Origin of the sequence: Desulfovibrio fairfieldensis (genome assembly GCF_001553605.1) — a bacterium.
Lineage (GTDB): Bacteria > Desulfobacterota > Desulfovibrionia > Desulfovibrionales > Desulfovibrionaceae > Desulfovibrio > Desulfovibrio fairfieldensis.
Genome location: NZ_CP014229.1, coordinates 868819 through 882706, shown reverse-complemented (window position 1 = coordinate 882706; position 13888 = coordinate 868819). Strand labels below are relative to the sequence as shown.

General features: G+C 63.0%; 12 protein-coding genes and 3 pseudogenes. 13 read left to right on the top strand and 2 right to left on the bottom strand.

Going from position 1 to position 13888, the window contains the following annotated elements; translation table 11 throughout:
- Window positions 1-119 precede the first annotated feature (119 nt).
- The 7 genes from AXF13_RS03845 (at window position 120) to holA (ending at window position 7076) form a co-directional block, all read left to right on the top strand.
- Window positions 120-623 carry a deoxycytidylate deaminase gene (locus tag AXF13_RS03845; protein WP_009301855.1) on the top strand — a complete coding sequence of 168 codons (504 nt, stop codon included), beginning with the start codon at window positions 120-122 and terminating at the stop codon, window positions 621-623.
- Window positions 616-1773 carry a bifunctional diaminohydroxyphosphoribosylaminopyrimidine deaminase/5-amino-6-(5-phosphoribosylamino)uracil reductase RibD gene (ribD, locus tag AXF13_RS03840; RefSeq protein WP_062251708.1) on the top strand — a complete coding sequence of 386 codons (1158 nt, stop codon included), beginning with the start codon at window positions 616-618 and terminating at the stop codon, window positions 1771-1773. The genes AXF13_RS03845 and ribD overlap by 8 nt, the downstream gene beginning before the upstream one ends.
- Before the next feature lie 5 nt (window positions 1774-1778).
- Complete coding sequence (locus AXF13_RS03835) at window positions 1779-2462, top strand: riboflavin synthase (protein WP_062251707.1); 684 nt, start codon at window positions 1779-1781, stop codon at window positions 2460-2462.
- Between the two features lie 75 nt (window positions 2463-2537).
- On the top strand, window positions 2538-3008 hold the full coding sequence (ribH, locus tag AXF13_RS03830) for a 6,7-dimethyl-8-ribityllumazine synthase (RefSeq protein ID WP_008684728.1): 471 nt from the start codon (window positions 2538-2540) through the stop codon (window positions 3006-3008).
- Window positions 3009-3011: 3 nt separating this feature from the next.
- Window positions 3012-3503, top strand: coding sequence for a transcription antitermination factor NusB (gene nusB / locus AXF13_RS03825; RefSeq protein ID WP_008684729.1), 492 nt, complete (start codon window positions 3012-3014; stop codon window positions 3501-3503).
- A 21-nt stretch (window positions 3504-3524) separates the two neighbouring features.
- Entirely contained in the window at window positions 3525-6038 is a 2514-nt protein-coding gene (leuS, locus tag AXF13_RS03820) for a leucine--tRNA ligase (protein WP_062251706.1), read from the top strand.
- A gap of 12 nt (window positions 6039-6050) precedes the next feature.
- Window positions 6051-7076 (top strand): DNA polymerase III subunit delta, encoded by a 1026-nt coding sequence (gene holA / locus AXF13_RS03815; protein ID WP_062251705.1) that lies wholly within the window; start codon window positions 6051-6053, stop codon window positions 7074-7076.
- 96 nt (window positions 7077-7172) lie between these two features.
- On the opposite strand, the gene AXF13_RS17210 is transcribed toward holA, so the two are convergent.
- Both AXF13_RS17210 and AXF13_RS17430 read right to left on the bottom strand, forming a co-directional pair.
- A complete protein-coding gene (locus tag AXF13_RS17210) occupies window positions 7173-7439 on the bottom strand; it encodes a hypothetical protein (RefSeq protein WP_223300019.1) in 267 nt (88 codons plus the stop codon).
- A 78-nt stretch (window positions 7440-7517) separates the two neighbouring features.
- Window positions 7518-7637: pseudogene (locus tag AXF13_RS17430) on the bottom strand (helix-turn-helix domain-containing protein); the annotation flags it as partial.
- A 304-nt stretch (window positions 7638-7941) separates the two neighbouring features.
- Between AXF13_RS17430 and AXF13_RS03805 the strand changes: the two are divergent.
- The 6 genes and pseudogenes from AXF13_RS03805 to lon all read left to right on the top strand — a co-directional run.
- A pseudogene (locus tag AXF13_RS03805) lies at window positions 7942-8505 on the top strand (flagellin); the annotation flags it as partial.
- Between the two features lie 543 nt (window positions 8506-9048).
- Window positions 9049-9363 (top strand): annotated as a pseudogene (locus tag AXF13_RS03800) (flagellin); the annotation flags it as partial.
- A 116-nt stretch (window positions 9364-9479) separates the two neighbouring features.
- Window positions 9480-9716, top strand: coding sequence for a carbon storage regulator CsrA (gene csrA / locus AXF13_RS03795; protein WP_062251703.1), 237 nt, complete (start codon window positions 9480-9482; stop codon window positions 9714-9716).
- Window positions 9695-10171, top strand: a complete 477-nt coding sequence (gene fliW / locus AXF13_RS03790) for a flagellar assembly protein FliW (RefSeq protein ID WP_083521942.1) — start codon at window positions 9695-9697, stop codon at window positions 10169-10171. Before csrA ends, fliW begins: the two co-directional genes overlap by 22 nt.
- Window positions 10172-10439: 268 nt before the next feature.
- Window positions 10440-11132, top strand: coding sequence for a JAB domain-containing protein (locus AXF13_RS03785; RefSeq protein ID WP_062251701.1), 693 nt, complete (start codon window positions 10440-10442; stop codon window positions 11130-11132).
- 108 nt (window positions 11133-11240) lie between these two features.
- The gene (gene lon, locus AXF13_RS03780) at window positions 11241-13841 is read left to right on the top strand and encodes an endopeptidase La (RefSeq protein WP_062251700.1); all 2601 of its coding nucleotides are present in this window, start codon (window positions 11241-11243) and stop codon (window positions 13839-13841) included.
- Window positions 13842-13888 lie beyond the last annotated feature (47 nt).

The window sequence follows — 13888 nt, the reverse complement described above, 5'->3', positions numbered from 1 at the left end:
GAACCGCTCTCAAACAGGCCGTTTGCGCGGCCTGTTTCGTTTTCCGTGCCGCACTCCGCGCGGCTTGGCTTTTGGGCCGCCTCTGTGTAAACTGCTGGAAATCTTTTTGTGAGCGTCCTATGCAACGACTGCCCTGGCCTGATTATTTCATGAATATCACCTATCTGGTAAGCGAGCGTTCCACTTGTACCCGCCGCCGGGTGGGCGCCGTGGCCGTCAAAGACAAACGAATTCTGGCCACAGGCTACAACGGCGCGCCCGCAGGCGTGCCCCACTGCCTGGAGGTGGGCTGCCTGCGCGAGCAGCTCGGCATTCCTTCGGGCCAGCGCCATGAGATCTGCCGCGGCCTGCACGCCGAGCAGAACGTCATCATCCAGGCTGCGGTGCACGGCATCAACATTCAGGGCGCCGAACTCTACTGCACTACCCACCCCTGTGTGCTGTGCAGCAAAATGCTGATCAATTGCGGCATCCGCCGCATTTATTACGCCGAGGACTATCCCGACGACCTGGCCACGGCCATGCTGCGGGAGGCCGGCGTCACGGTGGAACAATTCCCCTTCACCCCGCCCCGCATCAGCGGTATGCCCGGGGGCATGAGCGGAGAAAAACGCCATGACTGAACAGGATTTCGCTCCGTTCATGCGCGAGGCCATAGCCTTGGCCGAACAGGGCCGCTGGAAGGCCTGCCCCAACCCCACGGTGGGGGCGGTGCTGTTGCGCGACGGCCGGGTTGTGGCGCGCGGCTGGCACCATGAGGCGGGACGGGACCACGCCGAGGTGGATTGCCTGAAAGACGCGGCGACGCGGGGCGTGGACCCCAAAGGCTGCACCCTGGTGGTCACGCTGGAACCCTGCAACCACCAGGGCAAGACGCCGCCCTGCACCCAAGCCATCCTGGACGCGGGCATCAGCCGGGTGGTTATGGGCCTGGCGGACCCCAATCCCCAGGCCGCGGGCGGCGCGGCCCGCCTGTGCGATGCCGGAGTGGAAGTGCTCGGCCCGGTCTGCGAAGCGGAATGCCGCGATCTGGTGGCGGATTTTCTGGTCTGGCAAAGCACGGACAGGCCCTATGTCATTTTGAAGATGGCCGCCACCCTGGACGGACGGATCGCCACACGCAACGGCCAGTCCCAGTGGATCAGCTGCGAGACATCCCGCCATGAAGTGCAGGAACTGCGCGCGGGTCTGGGACTGAGCGGCGGGGCCGTGCTGGTGGGCGGGGGCACCTTCCGGGCGGACAATCCCCGGCTGACCGCGCGCGAGGACGGCTACGACGGCCCGCAGCCTCTGGCCTGCCTGCTGACTTCGCGTCTGCCCAAACCTGACGCTGACTTCCATCTGCTCAAGGAACGCCCCGGTCAGACGATTTTTCTGGCCTCCCCGGCCGCGGCGGCCTCTACCACGGCCCAGGCCCTGCGCCAAATGGGCGTACGCGTGCTGGCCCTGGGACCCGGCCCGCAAGGCGGCCCGGATTTTCCCGAACTGTTCCGGGCCCTGCGCCGGGAACTGGGCTGCCCCTATGTGCTCTGCGAAGGCGGCGGACGTCTGGCCCTGGCCCTGCTGGAAGCGGGCTTTGTGGATGAATTCCATCTGCATCTCGCGCCCATGATCCTGGGCGACAGCGATGCCCGTCCGTTGTTCGCCGGGCGTGCGCCCCTGAGCCTGGACGAGGCCCTGCGCCTGCGGGTCAGCCGTACCGGCCTCTGCGGCAACGATGTCCATATTCTGCTGCGTCCGGCGGTCCCGCCTGACGCCGGCCGGGGGGCCTGAGCCGCATGTTCACAGGCATCATCCAGGGACAGGGCGAAATAACCTCCCTGCGCAAAAACGGCACGGAATGCCGCCTGGCCATCCGCCCCCTGTTCACCCTGACGGACGTCATCGACGGCGAATCCATCGCGGTCAACGGCGCCTGCCTTTCGGTGGAAAGCCACAGCCGCGAGGGCTTCACGGCATACGCCTCGGCGGAAACCCTGGCGCGCACCACTTTGGGCACTCTGCGCAACGGGGATCCGGTCAACCTGGAACGGGCTCTGGCTCTGGGCGACCGCCTGGGCGGCCATCTGGTCAGCGGCCATGTGGACTGCCTGGCCACGGTGCGCGAAGTGCGCCCCTCCGGGCAATCCGTGTGCTGCCGCCTGGAATTTCCGGCATCTTTCGGCCCCGAAGTCATTGCCAAAGGTTCGGTGGCCCTTGACGGAATCAGTCTGACGGTCAATGATTGCGGCCCGGATTTTCTGGAGGTCAATATCATTCCCGACACGCAGAAGCGCACCACCATGCGCCTGTGGCGGCCCGGCACGCGCGTCAATATGGAAACGGACCTCATCGGCAAATATGTGCGCAGCCTGCTGGGCCCCTGGTCAGGGTTGTCCGGCAAGGATGCCGGAAGCGACGCGGCAACGCGAACGGGCGCGGGCCTCAGCCGGGAGCTGCTGCTGCGCAACGGATTCATATAAAAAAAGCGTTACTACTCTATAGTAGTAGTAAGCAAACGTATTTTTGCCATCGTCTTGCACAGCACAGGAGTTTACATGAACCAAGTCAAAACCATCGCGGGCCGACTCGACGCCAAAGGCCTGAAGGTCGCCATCGTGGCAACCCGCTTCAACGACTTCATCGTGGACCGCCTGGTGGGCGGCGCTCTGGACTACCTGGAACGCCACGGCCTGGACCCGGCGGACATCACCCTGGTGCGCATTCCCGGCGCGTTCGAGCTGCCCCTGGTCTGCCAGAAGCTCGCCGATGCGCGCAAATACGACGGCATTCTGGCCTTGGGCGCGGTGATCCGGGGCGGCACCCCGCACTTCGACTATGTCTGCGCCGAGGCCAGCAAAGGGATTGCCCAAGCCATGCTGGGGTCCGGCACGCCCATCGGCTTCGGCCTGCTGACCTGCGACAGCATCGAGCAGGCCATTGAACGCGCCGGGTCCAAAGGCGGCAACAAAGGCGTGGAAGCCGCCGCGGCCATGCTGGAAACCATCCGCGTGCTGGAGCAGTTGTAATCCATGAGCAAGGCTAAGAACACCACCCGCCGGGGCGCGCGCGAACTGGCCTTTCAGGTGCTCTACGGGCTTTCCTTCACTCCGGCGGAAAGCCGCGCGGACCTGCGCCGGGCCTTTGTGCTCTCCCCCCACAATACGGCCATGGACGAGCAGGATCTCGGCAGCGAGCCCACGGGCTTCGCCTGGGAACTGGTGGAAGGCGTCTGGGGCAACAGCGCCGCACTGGACACGGCCATCAGCCGTTTTTCCCACAACTGGCGGGTGGACCGCATGGGCCGCATCGAACTGACCCTGCTGCGCCTGGCCGTGTTTGAAATGCTCTACCGCCAGGACGTGCCGCCCAAGGTGGCCATCAACGAGGCGCTGGAGCTGAGCGGCCAGTTCGGCGAAGACAACGCCAAAAACTTCGTCAACGGCATTCTGGACGCGGCGGCCAAGGCCCTGGAAAGCGGCGAACTGGTGCCGTCCGCGGGTCAGGCCCCCGCCAATTCCTAACCCGCCGCACGGTATCCGCACATGACGCAAGAACGCTACAATCCGCAGGCTATCGAAGAAAAATGGCAGGCCCGCTGGCGGAAGGAAAACGCCTTCGCCAGCACCCATGAGAGCGACAAGCCCAAATATTACGTGCTGGAGATGTTCCCCTATCCCTCGGGCAACATCCACATGGGCCATGTGCGCAACTATTCCATCGGCGACGTGGTGGCGCGCTGCAAGCGCATGCAGGGCTTCAACGTGCTGCACCCCATGGGCTGGGATGCCTTCGGCCTGCCCGCCGAAAACGCGGCCATCAAGCACCACGTGCACCCGGCCCAGTGGACCTACGCCAATATCGACAATATGCGCGCCCAGTTGCAGCGCCTGGGCTATTCCTATGACTGGTCGCGCGAAATCGCCACCTGCCGCCCGGAATACTACCGCTGGGAACAGATGTTCTTCCTGCGCCTGCTGGAAAAAGGCCTGGTCTACCGTAAAAAGGCCCCGCAGAACTGGTGCCCCTCCTGTCATACTGTGCTTGCCAACGAACAGGTCATCGACGGCCTCTGCTGGCGCTGCGACAGCAGGGTGGAACAGAAGGATCTGACCCAGTGGTTCCTGAAGATCACGGCCTACGGGGACGAACTGCTGGCCGACCTCTCCCGCCTGGAAGGCGGCTGGCCGGACCGCGTGCTGGCCATGCAGCGCAACTGGATCGGCAAATCCACGGGCGCGGCCATCAGCTTCGGCCTGGAAAAAAGCATTGGCGGCGTGCGGGGCATCGAGGTGTTCACCACCCGGCCGGACACCGTGTTCGGCGTGACCTTCATGACCCTGGCCCCGGAACATCCCCTGGTGGAAAAGCTCATTGAGGGCTACGAAAAAGCCGGGGACGTGCGCGCCTTTGTGGAACGCATCCGGAACATGGACCGCCTGGACCGCCAGTCCGACACCCTGGAAAAAGAAGGCATCTTCACCGGCGCATACGCCCTGCACCCCTTCACCGGCCAACGCGTGCCGCTCTGGCTGGGCAATTTCGTCCTGGCCGACTACGGCACCGGCGCGGTCATGGGCGTGCCCGCGCACGACCAGCGCGACTTTGACTTCGCCCGCAAGTACGGTCTGCCTGTGCGGGTGGTCATCAGTCCCGAGGGGCGTCAGCTCGATCCTCAAAATATGACCGAAGCCTGGACCGAACCCGGCATCATGGTCAATTCCGGTTCCTTTGACGGCATGCCCAACGAGGACGGCAAAAAGGCCGTGGCCGAAGCCCTGGACAAGGACGGCAAGGGCAAAGCCACCACCCAGTTCCGCCTGCGCGACTGGAACATCTCGCGCCAGCGCTTCTGGGGCGCGCCCATTCCGGTGATTTACTGTGAAAAGTGCGGCGTGGTGCCGGAAAAGGAAGAAAACCTTCCGGTGCTCCTGCCCCTGGACGTAAAAGTGCGCGACGACGGCCGCTCTCCCCTGCCGGAAACGCCCTCCTTCGCGGACTGCGCCTGCCCCTGCTGCGGCGGCCCGGCCCGGCGCGAAACCGACACCATGGACACTTTTGTGGAGTCCTCCTGGTACTTTGCCCGCTATACCGACGCCCGCGACGACAAAGCCCCCTTCAAGCCCGAAGCCCTGCAATACTGGCTGCCCGTGGACCAGTACATCGGCGGCGTGGAGCACGCCATTCTGCATCTGCTCTATTCCCGCTTCTTCACCAAGGTACTGCGCGATCTGGGCTTCTTCCCCAAGGATCTGGCCGAGCCCTTCACCAACCTGCTGACCCAGGGCATGGTGCTCAAGGACGGCGGCAAGATGTCCAAGTCCAAGGGCAATGTGGTCGATCCCACGGAGATGATCAAAAAATACGGTGCGGACACCGTGCGCCTGTTCTGTCTGTTCGCGGCCCCGCCGGAGCGGGATTTCGACTGGTCCGACTCGGGCATTGAAGGCGCGTCGCGCTTCCTCGCCCGCGTCTGGCGGCTGTTTACCGAAGAAGAGGCCCGGCTGCTGCCGCTCAATGCCTGCGGCTCCTCCGCCGAAGACGCAGACAGCGGGGAAAGCCGCGATCTGCGCCGCAGGGAACACCTCACGGTAAAAAAGGCCGGAGAGGACATGGGCGGCCGCTTCCAGTTCAATACGGCCATCGCCGCCGTCATGGAGCTGGTCAACGCCATGTACCTTTCGCGCGAAAAACTGGGCCGGAGCGAGGCAGAGCGCCGCGTCTTCTCCTCGGCCATGGCCACGGTGCTGACCCTGCTCTCGCCCATCACCCCGCATCTCTGCGAGGAGCTCTGGGAGCGCCTGGGCCACACGGCGCAACTTGCCGCCGAGCCCTGGCCCCAATGGGATGAAGCGGCCACGGCCCAGGACATGCTCACCGTGGCCCTGCAGGTCAACGGCAAGCTGCGCGGCACGTTGGAAGTGCCCGCCGGAGCGGACAAGGGCGCCCTGGAACAGGCAGCCCTGGCCGATCCCGCCGTGCAGCGCCACACAGCCGATCTGACCGTGCGCAAAGTGGTGGTAGTGCCCGGCAAACTGGTCAACATCGTGGCCAATTAGGCCGCCACCGGCATGAGCCCGCAGAACGGAACCGACAGACAGGGCAGGCCCGGTTTCAGCTTTCTGGTCTGCCCGGACAGCCAGTTGCTCCGCGCGCATCTCGCGGAGCAACTGGCTGTCTTTCCACCCGCGGGCGGCCCGTGGGAACGTCACGTCTATTGGGGCGACGAGGACCCCCCCCCGCGCTTCTGGGAGCAGCTCAGCCTGCAAGGCCTGTTCGGCGCTTCGCGTGTCCTGCTGGTCCGTCAGGCCCAGCTCTGGCCGGCGGCCGTCTGGAAAAAGATTTCCCAGGCCCTGGCCAGGCCCTCGGCCCAGTGCTGGCCTTTCTTCTGCCTGGAAGTGAACTGGGAAAAGGGGCAGCCCAAAATTCCGGCGCATATCGCCAAGCTGCGCTGTCTGGCCTTTGCCGACCGGCAGGGCTGGATCTGGCGGCATGAGGGCCTGACCGAACGCGGCGTCAAGCGCCATGTGCAGCAGCGCGCCCGCGATCTGGGTCTGACCTTTGAGGCCGATGCGCTGGAACAGTTCTGCGCCTCCGTGCCACCGGACGCCCAGGCTATCGAAAACGAACTGCAAAAACTCTCGCTTCTGCGCGGCGGGACCGGTGACGCAGGCGGAGGGGCCATCACCGCCGCCATGACCGCAACCGCCGCCTGGAGCCCGGAATGCAACGTCTTTGCCTGCATCCGGCATATGGAGGCCGGTAATCTGGCCGCCGTCTGGAAGGAACTGTCCCGCAGCCGGGACAGCGACAGCCTGCTTTTTTCCCTGCTGGCCCTGCTGGCCCGTGAGCTGCGCCTGCTCTGGCAGACCCAGGCCGGGGAAAAGGTACGCCTGCATCCCTCGGAGGCGGGCTTCAAGAAACAACTGGCACTGCGTCTCGGGCCACGGGGCCTGGCTGAGGGCATGGCGGCCGTGGCGGACGCCGAGTGGCAGGTCAAAAGCGGCCGCCGCACGCCGGAACAGACCCTGGACTTTCTGGCCGCCCGGCTGACCGGCCTGTTCGGCCTGCCTGGCTCAAATTCCCGTCCCTCATAACGGCGCCGCCTTCGGCGGAGCCGTCTGCTGACCTCCCGGCCCGCATCACTTCATTGCTCCGTCTTCATATCCCCTGCCCGTCGGGCGTCCACCCTCCTAGCCAGCATCCGCGCCAGGGCTGATACGGCCTGAAACCAAACGCGCGCTTTCAAGCCGCGCCAGGCTTTCGCGCAACTCCGCGTTCCGCTCAAGCAGAGCGGCTTTTTCACGGTGCAGCCGACGATTTTCCTCGCTCAGCTCGCGCCGTTCCTTGTTCACTTCGCGCAGCTGACTTTCAAGAGCGGCACAGCGGGCCTCCGCCTCCTGTGAAAGCGGCGCGTCATGGGGCCCCTCTCCCGGTGATGCCGCCGCGCCGGGGCGCATGGGGCCGGTTCCGAACAGAAGCCATTCCGGGCACACTTCAAAACGGGCGCAAATATCGCCTATCACTTCAAAACGGGGCTGGTTTCTGTTTCGCTCGTAATTTCCAAGTGTTACCTGCGGAATTCCCAACAGAGAGGCAAAGGCCGCCTGTGATTGGGAGCCGCGTAACTGCCGTAGCCGCTCGCCAAATGTTTCCATAACAAGCCGATATCACAGCGCCCGCCCTTTTCTTCCGGCTGTGCTCCCTTTGAATTTCCTATAATTTCAAAAAGAAATTATTTATCCCAAATTGAGTTGACAAATATCCCAAAACGGAAGATAAGGGCCTTGCGGGCGGTTGCATGGTTCCTGAAGAATGCGAAGTGAACTTACCCGGCCCCCCGCATGAAATCAATGGCCCGCCGCTTCCCTGACCAGGGAAGGGCGCGCAGGCGCTTGCCCGGATGCAAACGAGCCTTTGCGCTCCGCATGCAGGAACGACGCTATTCATGGAGGGATAGTCATGTACGTCAATCACAATCAGATGGCGACCAACGTCGCCAACACCCTGACCGACCACTACAGCAATCTGCAAACCTCAACCCGGCGCCTGTCCTCGGGCCTGCGCATCAACAGCGCGGCCGACGACGCGGCCGGGCTCGCCATCCGCGAGTTGATGCGCTCGGACATCGCCGCGCTGCAGCAGGGCGCGCGCAACGCCAACGACGCCATTTCCCTGATCCAGACCGCCGACGGCGCATTGGGCGTCATTGATGAAAAGCTGGTGCGCATGAAGGAACTGGCGGAACAGGCCTCTACCGGCACCTATGATGCCACCCAGCGCAAGATGATCGATGACGAATATCAGGCCATGGCCGCTGAAATCACCCGTATCGCCAATGCCACGGACTTTAATGGCATTCACCTCCTGGACGGAAGTCTCGAGGGCCAGCACGACGGCGAAACGGCAACCCCGACCGGCGCTCTCAAGGTGCACTTCGGCACGGCAAACGATGCGGCCGAGGACTACTACTTTCTTAATATCAACGACTGCACGGCCGAGGCGTTAGGCCTCGGAAAGGGCGCCACGCTGGACAATATGCTGGATCGCCTGAGCGTCAAATTCAAGAACAGCCTCTCCGCTCAAATTGATGCGGCTGAGGGCGATCCTTTTACTGCCGCGGCTAAAGGCGCCCTGCAAAAGCTGGTTGATACGTACGCCGACGACTTTAAGTCTGTATTGAGCACACTGGCGAAAGGAGGAGATGCGTATGATGCTGTAGAGGATGTCATGGGGATATGGAACGCTGACAAAGATACTGCGGGGTCCTTTCTCTCAAAGGAAACAGGCTATCATCTCGAATTCTTTGAGGGTAAAGAGGATTTTGCCAAACTCTCCGACAGAGACAAGGAGAAATGGCAATTCGCCTGGGCCAAGGCGGCTCTGTACAATTATGGTCACCCAAAGGAATTCACGGAAACGGAGCAGCAGGAATTCTATGGGTTCAATGATGGCGCGATAGGAGCCTTGATGGCATACGAGAATCAGGTAGGCGGGGTTGATGGTACTGCCTTCGAAAAGCTTCGCAGCGCGGCGCTCGCGGAGGTCTATGAGGCGTCAAAAACCTTCAGCGCCGGCGGCCGCTCCATCGCAACCCAGGAAGAGGCCCAGATGTCCCTGGTGGCCGTGAACAACGCCATTGTGGCCAAGGACAATGTGCGGGCGAGTCTGGGCGCCACCCAGAACCGGCTGGAAAACACGGTCACCAATCTGACCATTCAGGCCGAAAACCTGCAGGCGGCGGAATCGCGCATCAGCGATGTGGATGTGGCCACGGAAATGACGCAGTTCGTCCGCAATCAGATTCTGACCCAGTCCGCTGTGGCCATGCTGTCCCAGGCCAATTCCATGCCGCAGATGGCCATGCAGCTTATCGGCGGATAACGTCACCAACCCTCGTGGGGAGGGGAATGACCGTCACGGCGCGCGGCCATTCAAGCCGCCGCGCCGACGCAAGGCCGCTTCAGACATGTCACCTTCCAGCCCGATACGGACGCCGTATGCTCATATTAAGTCGCCGCGCGGGAGAAAGCATCTATGTGGGCCGCGATATACGCTTTACCGTCCTCAAGATGCAGGGCAAGCAGGTAAAAATCGGCCTGGAGGTTCCCGACGGCGTCACCGTGTACCGGGAGGAAGTCTATCAGCGCGTTATCGAGCAGAATCAGGACGCGCTGCAAATCCGCAATGAAGATATCATGAAGGTCGCGCAGCTATGGGAAACAACACACAGCTAGCCATCAACACCCGCATCGGGCCCCGCGAGATAGATCCCGACAGGATTATTCACTTCCCCTGCGGGCTGGTGGGTCTTGAGAGTGAACGGGAATTCGCGCTGCTGCAAATCCATCAGGACTGGCCGCTGCTCATCCTGCAAAGCGCCACGACCCCGGCCGTGGGTCTGATGGTGGCTGATCCTTACAGTTTTCTGGACTCCTATCCCATTCAGGTGGGCGAGGCCGAACTGGCGCTGCTCGGCCTTGAGAGCAAGGAGGAGGCCACGGTGCTCGTCACGGTGTCCAGACCGGCGGACCAGCCGGGAACGGTGAAGCTGAACCTCTGCGGCCCCATCTGCATCAATGCCCGGTTCCGGCTGGGCCTGCAGATTCCGCAGCCCGTGGACCTTTCCCGCATACCCGGCATTTTCCGGCCCGGCCCCAAAACGCCGGACAGAGAATCGGGCGGCCAGTGACCAGGAGCGCGGCCGCCGCATATTGAGGGGGAAAAAGATCGGCTTTTTTCCTCTCTCCCACAAAGGACTCGCGTCCTTGGATGGGCTAAGCTGTGAGGCAAGGGGGCGACTCCTTGCCTCTGCTTTTGTGCCGCCAGGCGGCACGCTGCGCGGAGGCTTTTTCCCGGGCCATATCCGGCTTCTTTTCTTTTACTTTTCATCGAAAATCGGCTAAGAATAACTCCCCTGAAATTCGCCCCCTTGCATCTCAGCTGAGACTGCTTACTTTATGTCAGCAAAGACTGTCTCCACCACCTCGCCGCACAGTGGGCACCGAGCCCGCGTGCGTGAACGTCTTGAGCGCGAGCCTCTGGCCGTGGCGGATTATGAGGTGCTGGAGCTTTTGCTTGGTTACGGGCTCACGCGCAAAGACACCAAACCGCTGGCTAAGGAATTGCTGCGGCGTTTCGGCAGCATTCGGGGCGCGCTGGACGCCAGGCCGGATGAATTATTGCAGGTGCCCGGCTTCGGGCCGGGGCTCATGGCCCTCTGGCGGGTTCTGCGTGAAGTACTGGCCCGTCACGCAACCTCGGCGGTGCGTAAACGCGAAATCATGGCTACGCCGGATGCAGTGGCCCGCATGGCTCAAAGCCGCCTGGCCGGGTGTCCGCATGAAGAATGCTGGTTGGCCCTGGTGGACGCGCAAAACGGACTGATCGCCTGGGAACGCCTACGGCGCGGAGGCATCAACTCAGTGCCCGTGCAGCCCAGAGATGTGCTTGAGACGGCACTCACGCACAAGGCCAGCGGCATCATTCTGGCCCACAACCACCCCGGCGGCAGTCCGGGCCCTTCCAAGCCGGACCTTATGCTGACCGAAGAACTGCAACGGCTGGCCCCGCGCATGGGCCTGCGCTTTCTGGACCATGTCATCGTCACCGAGGGAATCTGCTACAGCATAACGCAAAACAAGCCCCTTTAGAGCCTTACGTGTTCACCGCTGTAAAAGAACACAGACGAACCGCGTTCCCGGCGCAACCGAGCAAAGACTACGAATTTTACTGCTCCAAGGCAGTCAGGGAGAATATATATGGCTGACTACAAAGAAAAAGATCATCCGCTTCATGGGGAACAAGGGCTTGGCGCCGCCGAGCCCGCCGTCGACAACGACGTTCATGCGAAACAGGAAGAAGCGCCCGTGCAGGATCTGCTGAACGAAAACAATCTCAACGCCGCTGCCCAGGGCATTCCCGACGTGTTGCCCGTGCTGCCGGTGCGCGACGTGGTCATATTCAATTATATGATCCTGCCGCTGTTCATCGGCCGCGAAAAATCCGTGCAGGCCGTGGAATCCGCCCTGAAAAACGGACGGCATCTGCTGGTCTGCGCCCAGCGCGAGGAAAGCACCGACGATCCCGCGCCCGCGGACCTTTATAATGTGGGCACCGTGGTCCAGGTCATGCGCATGCTCAAGATGCCGGACTCGCGGGTGAAAATTCTGGTGCAGGGCGTAAGCCGCGCGCGGGTCACCGGCTACAGCCAGGTGGACCCCTATCTGGAAGCGCGCATTGAAACTCTGCCCGAAGTCGCTCCCCAGATCGACGCCACGGTGGAAGCGCTCTTGCGCTCCGCGCGCGAGCAGAGCGAAAAGGTGCTCACCCTGCGCGGCCTGTCCTCGCCGGACGTGCTGGCCGTGTTGCAGGGCGTGGAGGATCCGGGCCGTCTGGCGGATCTTATCGCCGCCAATATGCGCATGAAGATCGCGGACGCCCAGCGCATCCTGGAGGCGGAAAATCCGCTGGAACGCCTCACTTTGGTCAACACCCAACTTCAGCGCGAAGTGGAAGTCGCCACGGTGCAGGCCCGCATCCAGAGTTCGGCCCGCGAAGGCATGGACAAGGCCCAGAAGGATTATTTCCTGCGCGAGCAGCTCAAGGCCATCCGCCAGGAGCTGGGCGAAAACGAGTCCGAGGGCGAGGACGACCTGGAAAGCCTGAAAAAGGCCCTGGACAAGGCCGGCCTGCCCAAGGACGTGCGCCAGGAGGCGGACAAGCAGTTGCGTCGCCTGTCCGGCATGCACGCCGACTCCTCGGAAGCCAACGTGGTGCGCACCTATCTGGACTGGCTGGTGGATCTGCCTTGGAAAAAGCTCTCGCGTGACCGTCTGGACATCGCCCACGCCAAGGAAATTCTGGACGAGGACCATTGCGGTCTGGACAAGATCAAGGACCGCATTCTGGAATTCCTCAGTGTGCGCAAGCTCAATCCGCAGTCCAAAGGCCCGATCCTCTGCTTTGCCGGCCCTCCCGGCGTGGGCAAAACCTCGCTGGGCCGCTCCATCGCGCGGGCGCTGGGCCGTAAGTTCCAGCGGCTGTCTCTGGGCGGCATGCACGACGAGGCCGAAATCCGCGGCCACCGGCGCACTTACATCGGGGCCATGCCCGGGCGGATCATCCAGGCCATCAAGCAGGCCGGTACCCGCAATCCGGTCATTGTGCTGGACGAAGTGGACAAGCTGGGCACGGATTTCCGGGGCGACCCTTCCTCGGCTCTCCTGGAAGTGCTGGACCCGGAACAGAACCACACCTTCAGCGACCACTACCTGAACGTGCCCTTTGACTTGTCCAAGGTCATGTTCCTGTGCACGGCCAACCACCTGGAAACCATTCCCGCGGCCCTGCGCGACCGCATGGAAGTCATCTCCCTGCCCGGCTACACGCTGCAGGAAAAGGTGGAGATCGCCCGCAAGCATCTGCTGCCCAAGAAAATCACTGAAAACGGTCTGGCCGAAGGCGATATCGCGCTCAGCGACGGGGCTCTGGAAAAGGTGATCAAGGAATACACGCGCGAGGCGGGCCTCCGCAACCTGGAACGCGAACTGGCGTCCATCTGTCGCAAGCTGGCCCGGCGCAAGGCCGAAGGCAAAAAAGGCCCCTTCAAGGTGGAGCCCAAGGACGTGGAAAAGCTTCTCGGCGCGCCCCGCTTTGTGGAAGACGAGAAGGAAAAGGAACTCATGCCCGGCATGGCCCTGGGCCTGGCCTGGACCCCCGCCGGCGGCGAGGTGCTGACCGTGGAGGCCAGCGTCATGAAGGGCAAGGGCGGCCTGACTCTCACCGGCCAGTTGGGCGACGTGATGAAAGAAAGCGCCCAGGCGGCCCTGAGCTACATCCGCAGCCGCGCGGAAGAGCTGGGCGTGGACCCCTCCTTTGTGAGCAAATACGACATCCATGTGCATGTGCCCGCGGGCGCCACGCCCAAGGACGGCCCTTCGGCGGGCGTAACCCTGACCACGGCCCTGATTTCGGCTCTCAGCAATCGCAGGGTGCGGGCCGACCTCTGCATGACCGGCGAGATCACCCTGCAGGGCCGGGTGCTGCCCGTGGGCGGCATCAAGGAAAAAATCCTGGCCGGTGTGGCCCGTGGCCTGAAGCATGTCATCATCCCGCAGCAGAACGTGAAAGATCTGGAAGACGTGCCCAGGGAGCTGCTCAAGCGCATCACGGTGCACCCCGTGCACCACTATGACGAACTCCCGCCCCTGGTCTTTGAGACTCAGGGCAAGCGCGGCGGCGGTGAAAAGCACGGCCTGACCGAAAAAACGCCGCCCGCGCCGCGCAAAAAAAGTCCTGCCCGTCCGGCCGTCGCGGCCACGGGACGGCGCGGACGCGCGGAACGGCCCGCCGAGGCGTAAGCGTGCGCCTGCGGGAGTATGAACAGAACGCCGCACGGCGATTGACA